Below are 20,054 nucleotides of genomic sequence, written 5' to 3'. Positions count from 1 at the left end.
TACCTCAGACCTTCAGGGAGGAGATGGTGGCGGACAGGAAGCCGGTCACGACGCCGGAAGCGGCAGGGATCATCAGCAGTTTCGATCCCGCCGGGATGTTCTGATCGCTGAGCTGATCGTGCAGCACGATGAAATGCGAAGTGGTGGAGGTGTTTCCGTACTTGTGGATGACGTTGAGGTCCGGCGGCATCGGCGAGCCGAACTCGCGCGCGGCGATCGCGTTGGCATAGGGAACCGCCGCGGCGCCGAACTGGTGGTGGATGATGTAGTCGAACTGCTCGTCGGCGAAGGTCTTGCCCTGGGCGTCCAGGTAGCTGCCCTGGGTGTTCGGCCAGAGCATGAACCGGGCCTCGTTGTGCATCTTGCGGTTGTCGGTGTAGAGCGCGACACCCGGGGTCCGGCCGCTCGGCATGCCGAGGCACAGGTGTGAGTGCTCCGAGGCCGTCATCATCTCGATGTAGTGGATCTTGTCGGCGTCGTCGACCGCCTCGTCCAGCACGATCGCGCATCCCGAGTCGCCCACCGAGAGCGACGCGAACTGCAGATCGTATTTCTCGGAAATCTCGTTCACCGCGGTTTCGGAGATCGGCGTAATTGCTTCGCCGCTGACCACCATGCCGTTTCGGACGATGCCGGCGCGGATCATCCGATCGAGGATATAGGTGCCGGAGAGCATTCCGGCACACGCATTCGAGATATCGAAAGTGATCGCCTTGCGAGCGCCGACGTGTTTGGCGATCGACGAGGCGAAAGCAGGCTCCATGTACATCCTGGTGCCGTGCTTGCTGCGCGTGATCGAGCTGGAGATGATCACGTCGAGATCGGCGGCAGAGTACCGTGACCTGGACAGACAGTCCTCGGCGGCCTTGATGGCGAGCGCGAAGGAATCCTCGTAACTTTCCGGACGCGTATCGTGCACCCGGCGTTCCTTGATTCCTGTGATTCGCTCGAGATCGAACGACGGCGGCACCTTGAGCCGCGCGATCAAGTCCTCGGTGGTGACGATATTCGAGGGCAGATATGCGCCGATGGATTCGAAGCGAGAATGCGACACGTGAGCTCCTGGAAATCGTTGACAGATACGGTTCCGGATCTTCTCTGATCGTCGGTGCGTCGGAACACTACCGGACAGTAACTAGAAATGGGTACGGTCCGAAATCGACCATCCTTCTGAGACAGTGAGCGCGGGGGAGTGTCTGTCTCGTGCGGTGTCACTAACTGGATACCCCTCGGCTATGGCCGCTCGCTATGGTGGCCGGTAGGGGGCACTTCACCGTCCTGACACCAGTTTTGCGAGCTTGCCGCGCGGCGCGGACGCTCGGCGGCGCGGTCCGGCCGCGTTGTGAGAGCGAACAATTGGCTAACAGAGGTTCGAAATAGCTGAGCGGTTGTACGATCTGGTACCGCCGACCCTGCTGTGAGTGACCTCACTCGGCGGCGGTGGCTTGCGAACCGGTCGGTATCGTCAGGTAGTTGCCGGACCCGCATTCTCGGCAATGTCGTTGCGGCCGAGCCGAACCGGTTCGCCGCCGATTTCGGGCCCGCGCGCGGTCGCCTCCGGTCCGGGTGGACGGCCAAGGGGACATCGAACCAGGCACTGGGCATACCTGCGCTTTTGCTCCGGCTCCGCAACGGGCCGTCGACGGGCCGCGCCGACGGCGCGATTAGGCTTCGGGTATCGCGGATGCGGCGCCGCACCCGTCCGCAGGAGACCGGAGGAGCTGTGTGATGACGACCGAGACCGAGCACGTCGACGTGCTCATCGTCGGTGCCGGATTGTCCGGCATCGGCGCGGCGTACCACATGCGGCAGGCCTTTCCCGGACGCAGTTTCGCCGTGCTGGAGAGCCGCGCCGCCCTCGGCGGCACCTGGGATCTGTTCCGCTACCCCGGAATTCGCTCGGACTCGGACATGTACACGCTCGGCTACCGCTTCCGCCCCTGGCTCGGAGAGAAGGCGATCGCCGACGGTCACACGATCCTCGATTACCTGCGCGACACCGCGAGGGAGAACGGGATCGACGAACGCATCCGCTACAACCACCGCGTGGTGCGCGCCGAATGGTCCTCTTCGGACAATCGGTGGACGGTGCGCGCCGAACGGACCGACACGGGCGACGTGGTCACGCTGACCACCGATTTCCTGTGGTGCTGCTCGGGCTACTACCGGTACGACGAGGGCTATACGCCGGACTTCGCGGGCACCGAGCGCTTCGCCGGCCCGATCATCCACCCGCAGCACTGGCCGGACGAACTGGACGTCGCGGGCAAGCACGTGGTGCTCGTCGGCAGCGGCGCCACCGCCGTCACGCTCGGGCCCGCGCTGACCGCGCAGGGCGCGCACGTCACCATGTTGCAGCGCTCACCCAGCTACATCATCTCCGCGCCGGAACGCGACGACCTGGCCCACCGGGCGCGAAAGTGGTTGCCCGCCAAGGCCGCCTACGCGGTCGCGCGCGCGAAGAACGTGGCCATCACGACCGCGATCTATCAGCTGAGCCAGCGCTACCCGGAACGCATGCGGGCGCGCATCCGCGGGTGGCAGCAGCGCTGGCTGCCGCCGGGCTACGACATCGACACCCACTTCACGCCGAAGTACAACCCGTGGGATCAGCGGCTGTGCCTCGCGCCGAACGGCGACTTCTTCCGCGCCATCCGCAAGGGCGAGCTCGACATCGTCACCGATCGCGTCGAGACCTTCACCGAGCGCGGTCTCGCGCTGGCCTCCGGCGGTCACCTCGATGCCGACATCGTCGTCACCGCAACGGGTTTGAACCTGCTCGCCTTCGGCGGCATGGAACTCGTGGTGGACGGGAAGCCGGTCGATATGGCCGATCACCTCGCCTACAAGGCGATGATGCTCTCCGGTGTGCCGAACTTCGCCTTCGTGATCGGCTACACGAACGCCTCGTGGACGCTCAAGGCGGACCTGGTCAGCGAATACGTGGTGCGCCTGCTGCGGCACATGGACGCGCGCGGCTACGCCCGCTGCATGCCGGTGCGCGACCCCTCGGTCGGCAAGGCGCCGCTGTTCACCAACTTCATGCCCGGCTACGTGCTGCGCGCCGCCACCCTGTTCCCCATGCAGGGCGACCGCGCGCCCTGGGCCCTGCACATGAACTACGTACGCGATCTGTTCACGTTTCGCCACGGCGCGATCACCGACGGCGCCATGCGATTCGATCGCGCTGAGCGGCTGGATCCGGTGCCGGCCGGGGAGTAGGCGTACCTCCGCCTTCGCTCCGGCCGTGCGCAGTCCAAGGACGGACTACGTCCGGCGGCGTCTATTGGCGTCCTCCGCCTTCGCTCCGGCGTACTCCGCCTTCGCTCCGGCCATGCGCGGTGTAAGGACGGACTGCGTCCGGGCTGTGCCTACTTCGCGTCCGAGGACCTGACCAGCGCGACGGCGGTGAGCAGACGGGCGGCGTGCTCGTCGAACCGTTCGCGCGGGACGTCGATCACGCCGTCCAGCCACGGCCGGTACAGGTAGGCCAGCGCGCCGAAGATCGCGTTCGCGTTGAGCACGCTGTCGAGGTGGTCCGGGCCGGGTTCGCGGTAGTCGCCCGCGCCGATGGTCATGGCGATGGGCGCGGTGAACAACTCGATGAGCTCGTCGCCGCGCTGCGACAGCACGGAGGTGGCCTGCGATTCCACGAACATGATCCGGCCGCGGCGCGGATCCGCCGTCAGATAGTCGGTGAAGGCGGCCACGACGTGGCGGAACATCGCCTCGCGTTCGATCGGCGCCTCGGTCAGTGCGTCGAGCAGGTGGTCGCGCGCCCCGACGACCACGGTCTCCAGCACAGTGATCAGCAGCGCCTCCAGATTCGGGAAGCTCTCGTAGAAATAGCGCTCGGTCAGGCCGGCCTGCCTGCACACCCCGCGCATGGAGATCTCGGCCGCGCCGACGGTCGCCATCAGCTCGGTGGCCGCCTCGACGAGTTGTGTTCTGCGCGTGGCGATTCGCTCGGCGGGGGCCAGGCCACGCCAGTTGCGCATACGGGCGAAGGATTCGTCGGAATCGGCGACCATCCCCCGATCCTCTCATGCCCGAATCGGCCCCGGAGGGGTCGAGTGGCGGCGTTCAGCCCGCCTCGGGGGAGCTGGACGCCGCCGGGAAGAGATTCGGGATGTCCAGGGCGTATTCGATGTCGGCGCGGGTGCCGAGGGTGGTCAGCAGGACGCGGATCATGGTGAGCCGCGCGGCGTCGACGGTCTCGGCGTCGGGTTCGGCGCCGGGCGTGGTGCCTGCGGAGATGCGGTAGACGACGTACTCGCAGACGTGCAGCGCGGCGTCCAGATCGAGCGGCGAGGGGACCGGGCGGCCCAGCTCGGTGAAGGTTTCGCGGACGGTCGCGCGGATGTCGTCGAGGGCGCGCTCCCGATAGGCGGAGACCGGCGAGGCCGGATCGTGCAGCTCGGCGAACAGCGGGCGCAGCATCGCGCCGTGGCCGCGCGCCCAGCCCAGGTAGGCGTCGATGAGCCGGATGCCGAGGTCGACGGGCTCGTCGGTGCCGGTGAGCGCGGCGCGTATGCCGCCGACCAGGCCCTCGTTGGAGGCGGCGAGCAGCACGTGCAGCGGTTCGACAGCGTTGCCGAAGTATCGGTAGAACGTCGGTCGCGCCAGCCCGGCGTGCTCGATGATCTGGGAGACGCTCAGGCCGCGGGAGCCGTTGCGAGTGAACACTTCCGCCGTGGCCAGCACGATCCTGGCCTTGACCTCCTCGGCCTGCTCCCTGGTCTGCGGCGGGCGGCCGCGGCGCGTCGTCGTCGCGTCAGTGGACATGGTGAGGCCTCACAGCCGGATGTCGGGCATGTCTGTGCTGCACAACGGAGAGCTTGACACGGGACACGTCACGAGGATTAATCTAACACCACTGTTCAGTAAATGCTCTGGACATGCGCACCCGAACCGTCCTTCGAGAGGTCCGACCATGACGACCGCCGCCAAGCTGCCCGCCGAAGCCGCAGCACTGCCCGCCGACCTGGTCCGGCCGCTGCTCGAGCATGCCGTCGCGGGCGGCGCGCCCGCGGCCGAGGTGTTCGCGCCCGCCACCGGGCGGCTCGTCGCCGCACTGCCCCAGTCGTCCACCGCCGATATCGAGCGGGCCTTCGCCACGGCGCGGGCCGCGCAGCGCGAATGGGCGCGCCGCCCGGTGCGCGAGCGCGCCGCCGTGCTGCGCCGCTTCCACGACATCGTGCTCGCCGAGCAGGACACCATCCTCGACATCGTGCAGACCGAGACCGGCAAGTCCCGCGCGCACGCCTTCGACGAGGTCGGCGACGTGGCGGTGAACGCCAGGTACTACGCCTCGGTCGCCGAGAAGCTGCTCGCCACCCGCAAGCCGCGCGGCGTGCTTCCCGTTCTGACCCAGGTGGACGTCCGCAACCGGCCCAAGGGCGTCGTCGCGGTGATCTCCCCGTGGAACTACCCCCTCGCGCTGGCCGCCTCCGACGCGCTGCCCGCGCTCGTCGCGGGCAACGCCGTAGTCGCGCGGCCCGACAACCAGACCGCGCTCACCGCGCTGTGGGCCATCGATGCCGCCGTGCGCGCCGGGCTGCCGCGCGGACTGTGGCAGGCGGTGCTCGGCCGCGGCTCGGTGATCGGCGGCGAGGTCATCGGACGCGCCGACTACGTCGACTACACCGGCTCCAGCGCCACCGGCCGCACCATCGCCCAGCAGGCGGGCGAACGACTGATCGGCTACTCGCTGGAACTGGGCGGCAAGAACCCGCTGCTGGTGCTGGCCGACGCCGACGTGTCGCGCGCCGCCAAGATCGCCATCCGCGCCTGCTTCGCCTCGGCCGGGCAGCTGTGCGAATCCATGGAGCGCATCTACGTGCACGAGGCGGTCTACGACCGGTTCGTCGCCGAGTTCGTCGCCAACGTGCGCGCGATCGAGCTCGGCGCGGAGCTGAACTACGGCAGTGACATGGGCTCGCTGACCTTCCAGCGTCAGCTGGACACCGTGCGCGCGCACGTCGACGACGCGGTGGCCAAGGGCGCGACGGTGCTGGCGGGCGGCCGCGCGCGACCCGATCTCGGACCCTTCTTCTACGAGCCGACGGTGCTCGCCGGCGTGCGGCCCGGCATGACGGTCTACCGCGAGGAGACCTTCGGCCCGGTGGTCTCGATCTATCGCGTCGGCAGCGACGAGGAGGCGATCGAGGCGGCAAACGACACCGCCTACGGACTCAACGCCAGCGTGTGGACGAAGGACGTGCACCGCGGCCGCGCGGTGGCCGCGCGCATCAACGCGGGCTCGGTGAACGTCAACGAGGGCTTCATCGCCGCGTGGGGCAGCGCCGACGCGCCGTCCGGCGGCCTCGGCATCTCCGGTACCGGCCGACGGCACGGTCCCGAGGGCCTGCTCAAGTACATCGACACCCAGACCATCGCGGTGCAGCGGGTGCTGCCGATCGCGCCGCTGCCCGGGATGTCGGAGGAGCTGTGGGCCAAGACCATGACGCTCTACTTCAACGTCATGAAGACGCTGCGTCAGAAATGAAGCACCGGCCAGAAGTGAAGCGCCAGGCCAGAAGTGAAGACCGACCGCAGGGATAGGGAACGGATGAAACTGGACACGGTCGCGGGCAAGAAGGTCCTCGTGACGGGTGCCGCCATGGGGTTGGGCAAGCTGTTCGCCGAGCGCGCGGTGCGCGAGGGCGCCGCGGCGGTGGTGCTGTGGGACGTGAACGAGGTCGCGCTGAAGGGCACCGCCGCCGAACTCGCCGGTCGCGGGTCGCGGATCCACGAGTTCGTGGTGGACGTGTCCGACCGCGACGCCATCGCCGCGGCCGCGGCGGCGGTGCGCGATGAGGTCGGCGACATCGACATCCTGGTGAACAACGCGGGCATCGTGCGCGGCAACACCTACTTCTGGGAAACCGAGAACCGCGCCGACATCGACAAGACCATGGCGATCAACTCGCTCGCGCCGATGTATATCACGCTCGAATTCCTGCCCGCCATGGTGCGCGGCGCCGGCGAGGCGCGGGTGCTGAACATCGCCTCCTCCGCCGGTCTGGTGGCCAACCCGCGCATGTCGGTCTACGCCGCGTCCAAGTGGGCGGCGCTGGGCTGGTCCGACTCGGTGCGCCTGGAACTGGAGCAGGCGGGCCACGACCACGTCAAGGTCACCACCGTGTGCCCGACCTACATCAACACCGGAATGTTCGACGGCGCCAAGGGTTTCTGGCTCACCCCGATCCTCGAGCAGGACGACGTCGTCGACACCTCCTGGACAGAGATGAAGCAGGGCAACCCGCTGGTCGTCCTCCCGTGGACCTCCCGCCTGAACCGGGCGCTGTCCGGCATTCTGCCGCTCAAGCTCCGCGACCTCTTCCTCGACACGGTCGGCGTCTACCGCTCCATGGACGAGTTCACCGGTCGCAAGAAGTAACCGCCCCCGGCAGCGCGGTGGTCAGGGGCGGGCGCCGACGACGACGGTGGCGTAGAACTCCTCGGACTCCGCGACGCGGGCGGTGAGGCCGTGTGCCGCGAGGATCTCGATGGCGACGATCGCCTGTTCGGGACTCGATTCGACCAGCAGATGCCCGCCGGGGGCGAGCCACTCGGACGCCTCGGCGGCGACGCGGCGGAAGACGTCCAGTCCGTCGGCGCCGCCGTCGAGGGCCGTGCGCGGTTCGTGTTCGCGGGCTTCGGGCGGCATGCCCGCGATGTGGCCGGACGGCACGTACGGGGTGTTGGCAAGCAGGATGTCGACGCGGCCGCGCAGGTCGTCGGGGAGCGGCTCGAACAGGTCGCCCTGGTAGACGGCCGCACCGAGCGGATCGAGATTCCGGTGCGCGCACGCGACGGCGGCGGGTTCGATATCGGCGGCGGCGAGTTCGACGGTCCGTCCCTCGGCGAGGAGCGCGGTGGCCAGCGCCAGACCCAACGCCCCTGAACCGCAGCACAGGTCGACCACCACGGGCACCGAATCGACCGCGCCCGCGAGCGCGAGCGCCTCCTCGACAAGGAAGGCGGTGCGCTGCCGTGGCACGAACACCCCCGGCCCGACCGAGACCCGCAGCCCGCGGAACTCCGCCCAGCCCAGCAGGTGCTCCAGCGGACTCCCGGAAACCCGTTGCGCGACAAGACCGTTCAGATCGCTACCGGTCTCGGCCGCCGCATCGATCAATAGCCGCGCCTCCTCCTCGGCGAACACACATCCCGCGACCCGCAACCGCGCCGCCACCTCGGCGGCCTCCACACCTGACACCCGGCCATCCTGCACCAGGCGGCCCGGCGTCTGCCAGCGGGTATCGATGACTTCGAACGGATGTGCCTCGGCACACCCGCGTGTTCCTGCGGCCGGAGCGAGATCGCCTCTCGAGCGCTGCGCGGCCCGAGCGAGGGCGTCTCACTCGGGCCGCGGTGCGAGCGCTTATCGAGACGTGTCCAACTGGAAGGTGCGAGTCGCGTCGAGGTAGATGCCACGCTGGGCGTTGCGGGTGGGCGGCGGCAGCTGGGAGACCAGCTGTTCGAGCGACGTGGTGGCGCCGACGACGCGGGTTCCCGCGACGATGAAATCGGCGACCGCGCGGCGGATGTGATTGGGCGAGGTCACCACGACGGCGCTTGTCGCGCCGACATCGCGCAGCAGCCTGCTGCTGAACAGCGCGTTCTGCACCGTCGAACCCGCCCGGTTCTCGACATGGACGCGGGAGGCCGGGATACCGCGCCCGACCAGCCAGTGCCGCATGGCGTCGGCCTCGGTGATCCCGTTCTGCGGGTTGCCGCCGGTCACCACGATCGGCGAGAACGGTGACGCGACGGCCTGGATCCAGGCGGCGGTCAACCGGTTCACCAGCTCGGGGCGCAGCCCGCCGTCGGGTAGCAGACCGTAGCCGAGCACCACGATGCCCGTCTGCGGACCGACCAGCGCGGGCAGCGGATTCGGCAGCGTGGCGACCGCGGCGCCGATGGCGTTGATCACGTGGCCGGTGCCCGCGGCCATCCCCGGATCGGTGGCCTGCAGCCGGGCCATGGCGTTGGCCAGCGCGGGCAGGTCGTTGGCGTAGTGCGACCAGATGGCCTGCAACGAGAGCGCTTCGGCGTCGCCGGGATCGTTGCCGAGCAGCGCGCGCAGGTCGGCGAGGCCCGCACCCTCGTTGCCGTCGGTGAAGTGGCGCTGGGCGGAGTTGTAGAGGGAGTCGGTTTCTGGGGACGCCTGGGCGGGCGCGCCGACCAGACCGGTGAGGGTGAAAGCCGCGAACGACGACGCGACCAGGATTTTCCAATGCCTCGAGATCTTCACTACAGTCGACACCTTTCCACGCGTGAAAACGGGTTTCGGTACGTCAGCTGACAGTTGGCCGGTGGCAAAGCTCCGTCCACGATACGACCGCCGCCGGCGGAATCCGGTAATTCACGGGTTGCTGTCGGAGTGCCTCCGGCTGCGCCCACTAAGCTGTCACCTCGTGGACACCCTTTCGCTGACCGGCAAGGAACTCGCCGCCGCCATCAACGCCGACACCAAGGAACGCGCCGCCGCGTTCGTCGCGGGCGTGCACGCCCCGCGGCTCGCCCTGATCGTGGCCAACGACGATCCGGCCAGCGCCTGGTACGTCAACTCGCTGCGCAAGGCCGCCGAGCGACTCGGAATCGCGTGCGACCGTATCGATCTGGGCGCCGACGCCACGGCGGACCAGATCCGCGCGGAACTCGGCGCGCGCAGCGCCGACCCCTCCTTCGACGCGATCATGCTGCAGACCCCGCTGCCCGCCGGCGTCTCGCTCGACGACGTGAGCTCGGCGATCTCCGCCGACAAGGACGTCGACGGCGTCAGCCCGCTCTCGCTCGGGCTGCTCGCCGCAGGGCTGGACGGCTTCGTGCCCGCCACGTCCGAGGCCGTGGTGGAACTGCTGAAGCACCACGAGATCCCGCTGCGCGGCAAGCTGGTCGCGGTCGTCGGCCGTTCGAACATCGTCGGCAAGCCGCTGGCGCAGCTGCTGCTCGCCGAGGACGCCACCGTCACCGTGTGCCATTCGCGCACCGCCGACCTGGCGGCCGTGACCTCGACCGCCGACGTGGTGGTCGCGGCGGCGGGCCGGGCCGGGTTGATCACCGGCAAGCATGTGCGCGAGGGCGCGATCGTCATCGACGTCGGCACCAACGAGGCGCCGGACGGCGGCATCGTCGGCGACGTCGACGCGGATTCGGTGCGCGGCAAGGCCGCCGGACTCAGCCCGGTCCCCGGCGGCGTCGGCCCGGTGACCACCGCGCTGCTCATGCGGCACGTGGTCGCGGCGGCGGAGAAGCTGCGCGGCTGAGGGCGTCGGGCGGCGGGGAACCGTCGCCGAGACGCACCGTGCGGTTCAGGCCGCGGCGGCGATGCTCGTGATGAGGGTGCGGTCGCCCGCCCGCGCCACGCTGACGAACTGGGCGTTGTAGGTCATCGGATCGCGGCCGGGTCTGGTCTCGGTGATCACGACGCGATACTGGCCGGCGAACGCGCCGGGTGTGATCGCGACGCAGTGCGTGGTGCCCGCGGGAATGCTGTCGATGCCGTGCTGGATGGCTTCCACGGTGGGCACCGAGGCGTTCGGCGCGACGACGGTGCGCGCCTGTTCCGCGGAGCGCGTTACGTAGTACGCGTACTGGAAGGCGAAGATCGCGGCCGGACCGGAATCCGTGCCGCCGTCGCCGTTGCCCTGAATCTTGTTGCCGACGCGCTCCGCGGGGCAGCGGGACGCGGGAACAACCATCGGCTCGATCGTCGGGGCGGGGGTGTTGGCGGCGGTGGGCTGCGGTGCAGGCCCGCCGCGAAAGTACTGGAAGGCCGCGGCCGTTACCGCCAGCGCGGCGACGGAACCGATCAGCGCGGGGGCCCAGCGGCGCAGCGGCGGCCGCTTGGGGGAGCGGTCGATCATCCGCGCGAAGACGTCCTCTTCGGGGAAATGCACTGGCTCCGGGACGAATTCGGCTTCGGGTTCCCACTCCGGTTCGCGCGCAAAGTCGTACGGCCGCCGGGGCTCGCCGCCCGGCCGGTCGCCGCGATACTGTTCGCCGGGCCACGGCGGCGTCCCGGGCGCGGTAGCCCGCGGCATCATGCTTCGTCCGGGTCGTGTCGTCATGTCCGGTCGTTCCATCTCCCCGCCTTCATCAGGTCACGCCGTCGGGTAGTCCCACATCGAAACCAGCTCCCCGGCACGATACTGCCAGGGAACTGCGTTCTGCGAAACGTCCGGGGGCGCGTCGCGCGGGGGAGGCGGCTGCCGGACCCGGGCTCACCAGTGCACGTTGACCGGGTCGCCGATGCCGACCGTTTCGTAGTACCAGGCCGCGTCGTCGGGCGCGAGATTGATGCAGCCGTGGCTGACGTTGGCATAGCCCTGCGAATCCACCGACCACGGCGCCGAGTGCACGAAAACGCCGCCCCACGTGAGGCGTTCGGCGTACTCGCCGTTGATCAGGTAGCCCTCCGGCGAACTCAGCGGGATGCCGATGGTGCGGGAATCGAAGACCACCGAGCGAAACTTCTCCAGTACCGGGTAAGTGCCTGTGGGAGTTTCGAATCCGGGCTTGCCCATGGAGGCGGGCATGCTCCGCACGACTTGGCCGCCGATGCTGACGGTGAAGGTGTACGCGGACATGTCGGCTTCGGCGTAGACACCCTCGTTGGTGCGGAATTCGGTGCGGGCGTTGCCGATTCGGACGGTGATGTCGGAGCGTGCGGGTAGGAAGCCCGTCGGCGTCCAGGTGAGCTCGCGATCGGTCGTCCAGGCGAACGTGCCGTCGAGCGGGCCGGTCGATCCGACGGTCACGAGACGTTCGGCGCGAGCACGATTCGTGACGGGTGCGGCGAACTGGATGGTGACCGGATGCGCGACGCCGACTTCCTGTCGTGCGGTCGGCGTGATCGCCGTGATCCTGTCGGAGGACGGGGGACCGATCAGCGTCGCTTCCGCCGCACCGGAGCCGAACGCGGTCACGGCGATGACCACGATCGTGAGGAACAGGTGGCGAAGTACGCTCCTCATGGCTCCACCCCTTTCGAGATGGTGTCGTACGCGAAAAACCAGTCTACGCCTTCATGATCAACCCGGCTTGCCGAATATGTAGGGCAGGATTTCGGCGAGGTAACCGTGAGACCGGTCGGTTTCTTTGTGGTGTGCTGGGCGAACGGATGCGAAGGACCGGTCCGGTTACGCCTGCGGCGCGCCGCCGAGCCCCCACGCCGAGCGCACTTCCGGCTTGGGCGTCGCGGGCGGGCGGGAAATACGCCCGCCGAGCCGTTCGTGCACCGTGAATCCGTGTCCGCGGCACCAGTTCGCCAGAGCGGGGATCGCGGCCTCGTCGTCGCGGTAGGTGGGCAGCAGCTGGCCGGCGATGTGCAGGCGGTGTGCGTCGGCCGTGCGGCACAGATGCGTCAGCCCCGCGCTGCCCATGCCCATCCCGCGTAGCGCGGGCGTGACCGTGATGCTCTCGAGTTCGATTGTGCTGGTGTGGATCTCGAAGTCGATTTCGATCGGGCCCGGTCCGCGCCTGCGCAACTGCGCGATATCGGAGGGGATCGGGCGCAATTCGCCGGGGAGGTGGTCGATCAGCCGCTGCCGCGCCGCCTCGGAAGGGGCGAGCCGGACAATCTCCAGCAGCCGGTCGGTGAGCTCGTCGACGCACCGGCGGTCGCCTTCGGCGGCCTGTTCGCGCACGAAGGGGCAGTCGCGGGCGATCGCGCGCAGCTGCCGCGCCCACTGCGGCGCGATCACCGCGAAACGCGTAGCGAGGACGGCGATGGTCGTCTCGATGCCGACCACACCGGCCAACGTGGGCGTCTCGCCGCCGGAGAGCAATCCCCAGCAGTGATCGTCGGCCCCGACTCCGTGCCTGCCCAGTTCGCGCCGCAGCCGGTCGAGACGCCGTTCGGCGCGCTCGTACGCACCGCCCGGCAAGCGGCCGAGCCAGGCGGGCCTGCCCTGCAGGTTGGCGCGGATGCGCAGATCCGCGAGCGCGATGCGTGCGGCACGGAAATTGCTCCAGGCTTGCTCGCGTCGCGCGCGCACCTGGAGTGCCGGATCGGAGCCGGGCGTCTCGGAGGACGAGCGATCGTCACTCATGATCATCAACCGTAGGTCCGGACATGGTCACCTGGGGAGACCCGCCGAAACATCGCGGCCCGCACCGCCGGCCGCGCCCAGGTCAGGGCTTCATCGCCGAGAAGATGTCGGCGTGTCTCTGATGGGCGTGTCGCCCAAGGGTCTTGCTAGCTGCGCACGGTGTGTACGACCTCGGCGTGCAGGCTGTCGGCACGCGCGGTGATCTCCTCGATGCGCAGCAACGCGGGCGCGAACTTGTCGCCCAATGCGGCGGGCAGCGAGGCCACGTTGATCTCGATGTTGAGCCGCGAGCTCGTGGCGGCGGCGCGGGCGGCGTCGGCCGCGGCGCCGATGTCGGTGACGACGTTCGGGTTTCCGATCGGCAGCAGTTCCGCGGCCAGCGAGAGCACCTCGTCGGCCTCGTCGACCACCGCCGCGGGCACCCGCGCCGCCTCCACCAGGGCGGCGTTGATGGCCGCGGTGCGGGCCGCGACCTCCTCGTCGGTGCCCTTCGGAAGCTTGTACGCGGCGCCCACCGCCGTGAACGCGGCCGCGTCGGCGTCCGCAAGGGCCAGCGCGCGTGCGCCTGCGGCGTCGGCGGCCTCGATGATGCGGTCCACGATCGGCCGGTGTTCGACGTCCTTGGCCCGGGTCGTGTAGCGGGCCACCATGGCGATCAGTGCCGCGCCCTGTGCCGCGTGTAGCGCGGCCACCGCACCGCCGCCGGGCGCCGGGATCTTGGCGGCCAGATCGGACAGGTACTGCGCGAGGGTGACCTCGCCGAAGGAAGACGCAGTTTCCTGGGACGACGTGCTCGGCTGCGACACGGGTTGCCTTTCGTTCTCCGGCGACGTGAACTGATGATCACGCTACCGCCTGCGACCGCGTGCACCCCGCCCGGCCACCGCGTCGGACGGCCGGTGCGCAGCCGGTGCATACCCGGGGTTATGTTGAGCACATGCGGATCGGATTGGGCATCAACTACTCGGGCGGGTTCAAGGAAGCAGCGGCCGAGGTGGCCGACCTCGAACGGGCCGGACTCGACACCGTCTTCGTGCCCGAGGCGTACTCCTTCGACGCGGTCAGCGCGCTCGGCTACCTGGCGGCGAAGACCGAGCGACTGCAGCTGGCCTCCGGCATCCTGCAGATCTACACCCGTACCCCGAGCCTGACGGCGATGACCGCCGCGGGCCTCGACTTCGTCTCCGAGGGCCGGTTCCTGCTCGGCCTCGGCGCGTCGGGCCCGCAGGTGATCGAGGGCTTCCACGGCGTGCCCTACGACGCGCCGATCGGGCGCACCAGGGAACTGGTGGAGATCTGCCGCAAGGTGTGGCGCCGGGAACGGCTCGAATACCAGGGCAAGCACTACCGAATCCCGCTGCCCGAGGGCGAGGGCACCGGCCTCGGCAAGCCGCTGAAGCTGATCAATCACCCGGTGCGGGAACGCATTCCGGTGCTTCTCGCCGCGCTCGGCCCGAAGAACGTCGAGCTGGCCGCCGAGATCGCCGAGGGCTGGCAGCCGATCTTCTTCCTGCCCGAGCGGGCCAAGGAGGTCTGGGGCGCGTCGCTGGACGCGGGGCTGGCCAAGCGCGATCCCGCCCTCGGCCCGCTCGACGTGTTCGCCGGTCCGGCGCTGGCCATCGGCGAGAACGTGACGCCGCTGCTGGAGTTCGTGAAGCCGCACCTGGCCCTCTACATCGGCGGCATGGGCGCCAAGGGCAAGAACTTCTACCACACCCTCGCCACCAAGTACGGCTACGGCGCCGAGGCGGATCGCATCCAGGAGTTGTACCTGGCCGGCCGCAAGGACGAGGCGGCCAAGGTGGTGCCGGACGATCTGGTCCGCGACATCTCGCTGGTCGGACCGGCCGGTTTCGTCAAGGAACGGGTCGCCGCCTTCCGCGAGGCGGGCGTCACCGCGCTGAACGTGGTGCCGATGGCCGCGACGCCTGCCGAGCGCGTCAAGCTGATCGAGCAGCTGCGCGAGCTGGTCTGACGAAATACGACGGCGTCCCGGCGACATACGCCGGGACGCCGTCGTGTTCGGGTCAGTTGGGTCGCAGCGAGGCCAGCGCCGCCTCGAGCGTCGAATGCAGCGCGAAGACCTGATCCAGGCTGGTCATCTTGAGCTGACGACTGGTCGCAGGTCCGTCGGCGACCACCGCGATGGTCGTCGCCGACCCGGCCCGCTGATGCGCCGCGACCAGCGCCGCCATCCCCGCTGAGGCGAGGAAACTGACCGCGGTCAGGTCGATGATCAGTGCCGTCGGCTTGCTCGCCAGGATGCCCTCGATCGCGGTCTCCAGTGCGGGCGCGGTCGCAAGATCGACCTCGCCGGCCACCGTGAGCACGGTCGCACCGTCACGCACTGCGACGGAGGTGGTCATCGTGTCCGCCATGGGATACGCGTCTCCGGAAGTGTTGGTCACAACATCACAACACACAAGTTGCAGCGAATTCGCAAGCTCGGAGTGTTCATACGCTCAAACAGTACCGGAGTCAGGGGTCGCCCGTGGTCCGTTGACGCGGGCCTGCGTTGGCGCTTGGGATGCGTCGGTTTCGATGATGAAGAGTCCCGAGGTCTCGGAAGTGAGGTCCCCGCGGACGACGGGGCGCTCTCCGATCGCACAGGACGTCCGGGTGGATGTGTCGGTATAGAATCGGGCGATTCCCATGCCGCCGTGGGCCGCGACGGTCGGGAGCGCACTGGGCGAGCGCACGCTATTGGATACAACAGATCGGCCTGATCGATGGACGAAGATCCCGACCTTGCCCAAGCCCGAGTCTTCCTGGAGTTGCTGGCCAACCGAGCTACAGCACTCGATCGCGAGCTCGGTTTCGCTCACCGCCTCAGCCCCGCCTCCCGCGCGGAATCGGTGGCCGAGCGGCGTACCCTGCAACGCTATATCGACCGCATCCGGCGCCGGTTCCCGGAGACGAACCGTCGAGCATGAGCGGAATCGACCACGACGATTCCTGTCGGCACCCCGGCTGGCCGCCTACCTCCGTCGAAGGGGGCTGCAGCCGGTCCGACCGAAGGCCCGATGAACACGTAGAGCTCGGGCGGCGATGATCGTTCCGAATTGCCTCGGGCGGACGGGTGTTATCGGCTCGTGCCGGGGCACCCTACGCCGTGTGCCAACACCTCGAGGAGGACCTCGATCGGATTCTCTGAGGCAAAGGAGCAAACAATGTCCACCATCCACTTCAAGGAGACGACGAACTCGACACCGGAGCAGTTCGTGGCGGCGCTCACCGATTTCGGGCCGGGCCGCTCGCAGCTGTTCGGCAACAGCGCCGACGAATATCTCGAGGTGCACGACCGGGGCCGCAGCGAGGCCGACGTCACCGAGGGCTCGCACGGCATCTGGGAACGCCTGCACTACGACTGGTCGAACCCTGACCGCGTCGTCATGACGACCACCGACTCGAATGTGTGGGGCGGCCATTCGGGTCACACGTATACCTTCACGCGCCGGCCCGATGGGACGACCGATGTGGATGTCGTCTTGGTGCGCGAGGGCAAGAACCTCAAGGGCCGGGTCCTCGGAGTCGTGGTCGGGACCGTCGGCAGGCCCGTCTTGCGGCAGGCTCTCGGAAAGACCGTGAAGGCTATCGAAGCCCGCGGCAACGGCGGGGGAACGGCCGAGCGCCCGTAACGGGTCCGGCCTTCACCGCGTCGCCGCTCGCAGCCGTCACGAGACTCGCGACCGGGCTCGAACGGGCGGACACCAACCTCCCGCTGAGCAGACCGGCGCCCGCCGAACGCCGACACGCGGTGGAAGCCAAGCTATGTTGCGCAGACAGCGACTACGCCGCAGGTTCGGCCCCGAGTACGTCCGGACGGTTCAGGAACGTGAAGACCGCAAGGCCGCCGAGCGCGAACTCACCGAACGTGAACGCAGGCACGCACAATTGCGGTTACGTGAGCTGTCGGACGACGAGAAGCAGGTCTACCACACCCGGTGGGTAGAGGTGCAGGAGCGCTTCATCGATGATCCTGCGGGGGCGTTGACCGAGGCCGACCGCCTGGTGACCACGATCATGTCCGAACGCGGCTATCCCACGGAGAACTACGAGCAGCAGATCGCCGATCTGTCCGTGGAGCACGCCGAGCCGCTGGGCCACTATCGCGCCGCGCACGAGATCGCGACGCGACCGGCGGGCAACGCGGTGTCCACCGAGGACCGCCGCACCGCCATCGTGCACTACCGAGAACTGTTTCAGGACCTGGTCGGTGTGACCGGCCAGGAGAACAAGGACGTGAAATCATGAGCACCGAGTCCGAGCCGCGACTGCCCGGCGATGCGCGTGAGAGAACCGCGGCAGGGGAACCCGCCGCCGACACCGAACGCATCGAGGCCGGCGGGCCGACCGAGGTTCCCGCCGCAGGTGACGGGCCTGCGCCGCTGTTCGCCGAAGCCGATTTCGATCGCCTGCGCACGCAGTGGCGGGAGGTTCAGGTGGCCTTCGTCGACGATCCGAGGACCGCTGTCGCCCGCGCCGACGACTTGGTCGGCGACACGATCGACAAGATGATCGCCACTTACCAGCAGCGCAAGCGCGAACTGGACGAGCGGCGCGGCGACCCGTCGGACACCGAAGACCTCCGGCAGGCGCTGCGCGGCTACCGGGCGTTCTTCGACCAGCTGCTCTCGACCGGCGCCTAGCCGGAGGGGCCTCTGAGTGCCTTTCGCTCGGTCACGAGTGGATGCAGGTCGTCGACGCGGCGGGCGGATCGGCGTCCAGACCGGAAACCGCTGGGCGGCAACCACATTCTCAACCTGCTCACCACACAGAGTCTCCTGCACGATCATCCGGTCAGTGACGGCCGTACATCATTCGGCACGTCGAGCCACATCGAGCGCTCCGCGACGAGGAGTTCGCCGCACTCGATCGGGTGCAGCGCGGCGCTGACCAGGCCGCTGGACTTGCGATCCCATCGGTTCCGATCCGGCAATCCCTACGGCGCCTCTCATGTGGTCGGCGACGGATTTTCGTCAACCGGATCCGTTGGCTGGTCGGCCGGGGGATGTTCGGATAGAAGGGAGGGGTGGAGTGGGAGACGACGGCTGGCCGGTATCGACGTTTCGCCGAGTTCGAGGCTCGGGGCAATTCGTCGTGTTATGAGTTGTGGGCGTTGGGGATTGCGTCGGATCGGCGGCTGCTGTCGTTGATCGACCGGCTTCCGGAGGAGAAGAGGCAGCCGAATCTCGTGCTGACGGCGGCACGCTGTCTCGGGGTCGCCGAGACGTCGTTTTCCGAGTTCCGGGACTGGATGTTTCGACATTGGGATGCTGTCGCGCAGGTCGTGACGACGCGCAGGACGCAAACCAACGAGGTCGGCAGGGCCGCGGTGTTGCTCCCGGCGCTGGCGCAGGTTCCCGGTCCTCTGGCGTTGATCGAGGTGGGTGCGTCCGCGGGGCTGTGTCTCTATCCGGATCTGTTCAGCTATCGCTACGACGATCGAAGCGAGCTGCACCCAGCCGGTGGCGCCTCCGGTGTGACGTTGCGGTGTGTGACTTCGGGTGAGCCGCCGATCCCGGATCGCTTGCCCGAGGTCGTGTCGCGCGCGGGCGTCGATCTGCACCCGCTGGATGTGCGCGATGCCGACGAGATGCGTTGGCTCGAGTGCCTGGTCTGGCCCGGGCAGCCAGAGCGGCTGCGACGCCTGCGCGAAGCGGTGGCGATCGCCCGGGCCAGACCGGTGGATGTGGTGACCGGCGATCTGAACGAGACGGTGACCGAGTTGGTCGAGGCCGCGCCGGATGGGGCGACGGTGGTGGTCTTCCACAGCGCTGTCTTGACTTATCTGAGCGTCGACGAGCGTGTCCGCTTCGAACGGACGGTCCGGGACTTGCCCTGTCATTGGTTGTCCAACGAGGGTTGCGGCGTCGTGGGATCGGTGGCCGCTCGGCTGCCGGTGTCCGCGCGAGACACTCCTGGACGGTTCGTTGTCGCGTTGGACGGGGTTCCGCTGGGATATGCCGGTGCGCATGGTCAGACGCTCGATTGGTTTTCGCCGCCGAGCGGTTCCGGATAAACACGGGACCAGATAACGCGGGATGTGTTTGGGTGCGCGGCACCGTACGGCGCGGGCGGATTCGACCCGCCGCCAAGCGTGTGACGGCGGGAGCGAGGTGACGTCGGCTCTGCCGTTGTTGCGGGGGTCCCTCGCTCGGTCGCCTCGGAGGTTCGCTCTGCATCACATCCGACGGGGCGGCGATAGGGTAGAGCGCGGCGAATGCCGTGCCTCGGTTTCGCCCGCGGTGAGGGGGCGAATTGCGATCAATGATGGTGTCGGCAGATGACGGAACTTTGTTGCACGTCGGTGTTACGGGAAGTGGTCCCTATGTAGTGGTTCTCTCCGGTGGACCGGGCTGCGTCCACTACCTGGAGGACGACGAGCTGGCACCGCGCGGGATGCGGGCGTGGTACCCGGAGCCGAGGGGCGTTGGACGCTCCGAGGGTGGGCCGCACGACCTCGAGCAGGCAGTCGCCGATATCGAAGCGGTGCGGCGATCCGGAGACATCGACAGCTGGGTTGTCCTCGGCCATTCCTGGGGCGCGGACCTGGCGGTGCGCTACGCGTTGGAACACCCCGATCGCGTCCGATCCGTGGTCGGCGTCGCCGGGCACGGATTGCACAAAGACCGCACCTGGTCCCAGACGTACCATTCATCGCGGCATCTGGAAGACGACCTCGAAATCGACTGGGCGCCAGACGTTCACGCCGCACTCGACGCGTCGTTCGTGCAGTGGATCCACGAAGCCGACCTGTTCCGCCTGCTGGCCGATTCCGATGTCGCCATGACGTTCATCTCCCCGCAGCACGATATCCGCCCGTCGTGGCCGCTCCGGCAACTCGCGGCCTTGGTCCCGCGCGGCAGCTTCGAGGAATTACCCGGAGTGGCCCACAACTTGTGGTCGACGGATCCGCAGGTGTGGGTCGATGTCGTCACCAGAGCGTGCGGCGCGCATCGCTGAACCGACTTCTTCTGGAGCAGAGCC

Annotated in this window: 21 protein-coding genes; 11 read left to right on the top strand and 10 right to left on the bottom strand. The window is 68.5% G+C overall.

Annotation, left to right across the window (positions count from 1 at the left end; translation table 11 throughout):
* Positions 1-4: 4 nt before the first annotated feature.
* Positions 5-1,054, bottom strand: coding sequence for a 3-oxoacyl-[acyl-carrier-protein] synthase III C-terminal domain-containing protein (locus AB0H50_RS29870; protein ID WP_357459081.1), 1,050 nt, complete (start codon positions 1,052-1,054; stop codon positions 5-7).
* Between the two features lie 674 nt (positions 1,055-1,728).
* Here AB0H50_RS29870 and AB0H50_RS29865 point away from each other — a divergent pair.
* Positions 1,729-3,222 carry an NAD(P)/FAD-dependent oxidoreductase gene (locus tag AB0H50_RS29865; protein ID WP_357459078.1) on the top strand — a complete coding sequence of 498 codons (1,494 nt, stop codon included), beginning with the start codon at positions 1,729-1,731 and terminating at the stop codon, positions 3,220-3,222.
* Positions 3,223-3,371: 149 nt separating this feature from the next.
* Here the strand turns inward: AB0H50_RS29865 and AB0H50_RS29860 are convergent, their stop codons facing one another.
* Complete coding sequence (locus tag AB0H50_RS29860; protein ID WP_357459075.1) at positions 3,372-4,031, bottom strand: TetR/AcrR family transcriptional regulator; 660 nt, start codon at positions 4,029-4,031, stop codon at positions 3,372-3,374.
* Positions 4,032-4,083: 52 nt separating this feature from the next.
* Positions 4,084-4,785, bottom strand: coding sequence for a TetR/AcrR family transcriptional regulator (locus tag AB0H50_RS29855; protein ID WP_357459073.1), 702 nt, complete (start codon positions 4,783-4,785; stop codon positions 4,084-4,086).
* A gap of 148 nt (positions 4,786-4,933) precedes the next feature.
* Here AB0H50_RS29855 and AB0H50_RS29850 point away from each other — a divergent pair, with 148 nt between their 5' ends.
* On the top strand, positions 4,934-6,508 hold the full coding sequence (locus tag AB0H50_RS29850) for a succinic semialdehyde dehydrogenase (protein ID WP_357459070.1): 1,575 nt from the start codon (positions 4,934-4,936) through the stop codon (positions 6,506-6,508).
* A 63-nt stretch (positions 6,509-6,571) separates the two neighbouring features.
* Positions 6,572-7,402 carry an SDR family NAD(P)-dependent oxidoreductase gene (locus AB0H50_RS29845; protein ID WP_357459068.1) on the top strand — a complete coding sequence of 277 codons (831 nt, stop codon included), beginning with the start codon at positions 6,572-6,574 and terminating at the stop codon, positions 7,400-7,402.
* A gap of 21 nt (positions 7,403-7,423) precedes the next feature.
* On the opposite strand, the gene AB0H50_RS29840 is transcribed toward AB0H50_RS29845, so the two are convergent.
* Positions 7,424-8,224, bottom strand: coding sequence for a putative protein N(5)-glutamine methyltransferase (locus tag AB0H50_RS29840; RefSeq protein ID WP_357459067.1), 801 nt, complete (start codon positions 8,222-8,224; stop codon positions 7,424-7,426).
* A gap of 165 nt (positions 8,225-8,389) precedes the next feature.
* Positions 8,390-9,262, bottom strand: coding sequence for a YdcF family protein (locus tag AB0H50_RS29835; protein ID WP_357459065.1), 873 nt, complete (start codon positions 9,260-9,262; stop codon positions 8,390-8,392).
* A 163-nt stretch (positions 9,263-9,425) separates the two neighbouring features.
* Here AB0H50_RS29835 and AB0H50_RS29830 point away from each other — a divergent pair, with 163 nt between their 5' ends.
* Positions 9,426-10,277 carry a bifunctional 5,10-methylenetetrahydrofolate dehydrogenase/5,10-methenyltetrahydrofolate cyclohydrolase gene (locus AB0H50_RS29830; protein WP_357459063.1) on the top strand — a complete coding sequence of 284 codons (852 nt, stop codon included), beginning with the start codon at positions 9,426-9,428 and terminating at the stop codon, positions 10,275-10,277.
* A gap of 45 nt (positions 10,278-10,322) precedes the next feature.
* On the opposite strand, the gene AB0H50_RS29825 is transcribed toward AB0H50_RS29830, so the two are convergent.
* From AB0H50_RS29825 to AB0H50_RS29810, 4 genes are all read right to left on the bottom strand, one after another.
* Positions 10,323-11,081, bottom strand: coding sequence for a hypothetical protein (locus AB0H50_RS29825; protein ID WP_357459060.1), 759 nt, complete (start codon positions 11,079-11,081; stop codon positions 10,323-10,325).
* 153 nt (positions 11,082-11,234) lie between these two features.
* Positions 11,235-11,987, bottom strand: a complete 753-nt coding sequence (locus AB0H50_RS29820) for a L,D-transpeptidase (RefSeq protein ID WP_357459058.1) — start codon at positions 11,985-11,987, stop codon at positions 11,235-11,237.
* Positions 11,988-12,152: 165 nt separating this feature from the next.
* Positions 12,153-13,064: a hypothetical protein gene (locus AB0H50_RS29815; RefSeq protein ID WP_357459055.1), complete on the bottom strand. Its 912-nt coding sequence runs from the start codon at positions 13,062-13,064 to the stop codon at positions 12,153-12,155.
* A 146-nt stretch (positions 13,065-13,210) separates the two neighbouring features.
* Positions 13,211-13,870: a cyclodeaminase/cyclohydrolase family protein gene (locus AB0H50_RS29810; RefSeq protein WP_357459052.1), complete on the bottom strand. Its 660-nt coding sequence runs from the start codon at positions 13,868-13,870 to the stop codon at positions 13,211-13,213.
* A 131-nt stretch (positions 13,871-14,001) separates the two neighbouring features.
* On the opposite strand from AB0H50_RS29810, the gene AB0H50_RS29805 reads away from it, so the two are divergent.
* The gene (locus AB0H50_RS29805; RefSeq protein WP_357459050.1) at positions 14,002-15,039 is read left to right on the top strand and encodes an LLM class F420-dependent oxidoreductase; all 1,038 of its coding nucleotides are present in this window, start codon (positions 14,002-14,004) and stop codon (positions 15,037-15,039) included.
* A 52-nt stretch (positions 15,040-15,091) separates the two neighbouring features.
* Here AB0H50_RS29805 and AB0H50_RS29800 read toward each other — a convergent pair whose 3' ends face one another.
* Positions 15,092-15,430, bottom strand: coding sequence for an STAS domain-containing protein (locus tag AB0H50_RS29800; protein ID WP_357459048.1), 339 nt, complete (start codon positions 15,428-15,430; stop codon positions 15,092-15,094).
* Between the two features lie 363 nt (positions 15,431-15,793).
* Between AB0H50_RS29800 and AB0H50_RS29795 the strand changes: the two genes are divergently transcribed.
* The 6 genes from AB0H50_RS29795 (at position 15,794) to AB0H50_RS29770 (ending at position 20,030) form a co-directional block, all read left to right on the top strand.
* Positions 15,794-15,997, top strand: coding sequence for a hypothetical protein (locus AB0H50_RS29795; RefSeq protein ID WP_357459046.1), 204 nt, complete (start codon positions 15,794-15,796; stop codon positions 15,995-15,997).
* A 237-nt stretch (positions 15,998-16,234) separates the two neighbouring features.
* Positions 16,235-16,702 carry a hypothetical protein gene (locus tag AB0H50_RS29790; RefSeq protein ID WP_357459044.1) on the top strand — a complete coding sequence of 156 codons (468 nt, stop codon included), beginning with the start codon at positions 16,235-16,237 and terminating at the stop codon, positions 16,700-16,702.
* A gap of 133 nt (positions 16,703-16,835) precedes the next feature.
* The gene (locus tag AB0H50_RS29785; protein WP_357459042.1) at positions 16,836-17,318 is read left to right on the top strand and encodes a hypothetical protein; all 483 of its coding nucleotides are present in this window, start codon (positions 16,836-16,838) and stop codon (positions 17,316-17,318) included.
* Positions 17,315-17,713 (top strand): hypothetical protein, encoded by a 399-nt coding sequence (locus AB0H50_RS29780; protein WP_357459040.1) that lies wholly within the window; start codon positions 17,315-17,317, stop codon positions 17,711-17,713. Before AB0H50_RS29785 ends, AB0H50_RS29780 begins: the two co-directional genes overlap by 4 nt.
* 383 nt (positions 17,714-18,096) lie before the next feature.
* A complete protein-coding gene (locus AB0H50_RS29775; protein WP_357459038.1) occupies positions 18,097-19,086 on the top strand; it encodes a DUF2332 domain-containing protein in 990 nt (329 codons plus the stop codon).
* A gap of 314 nt (positions 19,087-19,400) precedes the next feature.
* Positions 19,401-20,030 carry an alpha/beta fold hydrolase gene (locus AB0H50_RS29770; protein ID WP_357459036.1) on the top strand — a complete coding sequence of 210 codons (630 nt, stop codon included), beginning with the start codon at positions 19,401-19,403 and terminating at the stop codon, positions 20,028-20,030.
* Positions 20,031-20,054: the final 24 nt, after the last annotated feature.

The sequence above is a fragment of the Nocardia sp. NPDC050793 genome (assembly GCF_040654065.1).
Lineage (GTDB): Bacteria > Actinomycetota > Actinomycetes > Mycobacteriales > Mycobacteriaceae > Nocardia.
Note: the sequence above shows the minus strand (reverse complement) of the source record. Positions and strands in the feature narration are given on the sequence as shown.

Bases quoted from the DNA above. Each gene is read 5' to 3' on its own strand.
- AB0H50_RS29785 (WP_357459042.1), top strand. From the start codon at position 16,836: ATGTTGCGCAGACAGCGACTACGCCGCAGGTTCGGCCCCGAGTACGTC.
- AB0H50_RS29845 (WP_357459068.1), top strand. From the start codon at position 6,572: ATGAAACTGGACACGGTCGCGGGCAAGAAGGTCCTCGTGACGGGTGCC.
- AB0H50_RS29815 (WP_357459055.1), bottom strand. From the start codon at position 13,064: ATGAGTGACGATCGCTCGTCCTCCGAGACGCCCGGCTCCGATCCGGCA.
- AB0H50_RS29855 (WP_357459073.1), bottom strand. From the start codon at position 4,785: ATGTCCACTGACGCGACGACGACGCGCCGCGGCCGCCCGCCGCAGACC.
- AB0H50_RS29790 (WP_357459044.1), top strand. From the start codon at position 16,235: ATGTCCACCATCCACTTCAAGGAGACGACGAACTCGACACCGGAGCAG.
- AB0H50_RS29820 (WP_357459058.1), bottom strand. From the start codon at position 11,987: ATGAGGAGCGTACTTCGCCACCTGTTCCTCACGATCGTGGTCATCGCC.
- AB0H50_RS29865 (WP_357459078.1), top strand. From the start codon at position 1,729: ATGACGACCGAGACCGAGCACGTCGACGTGCTCATCGTCGGTGCCGGA.
- AB0H50_RS29795 (WP_357459046.1), top strand. From the start codon at position 15,794: ATGGACGAAGATCCCGACCTTGCCCAAGCCCGAGTCTTCCTGGAGTTG.
- AB0H50_RS29805 (WP_357459050.1), top strand. From the start codon at position 14,002: ATGCGGATCGGATTGGGCATCAACTACTCGGGCGGGTTCAAGGAAGCA.
- AB0H50_RS29800 (WP_357459048.1), bottom strand. From the start codon at position 15,430: ATGACCACCTCCGTCGCAGTGCGTGACGGTGCGACCGTGCTCACGGTG.
- AB0H50_RS29850 (WP_357459070.1), top strand. From the start codon at position 4,934: ATGACGACCGCCGCCAAGCTGCCCGCCGAAGCCGCAGCACTGCCCGCC.
- AB0H50_RS29825 (WP_357459060.1), bottom strand. From the start codon at position 11,081: ATGACGACACGACCCGGACGAAGCATGATGCCGCGGGCTACCGCGCCC.
- AB0H50_RS29780 (WP_357459040.1), top strand. From the start codon at position 17,315: ATGAGCACCGAGTCCGAGCCGCGACTGCCCGGCGATGCGCGTGAGAGA.
- AB0H50_RS29860 (WP_357459075.1), bottom strand. From the start codon at position 4,031: ATGGTCGCCGATTCCGACGAATCCTTCGCCCGTATGCGCAACTGGCGT.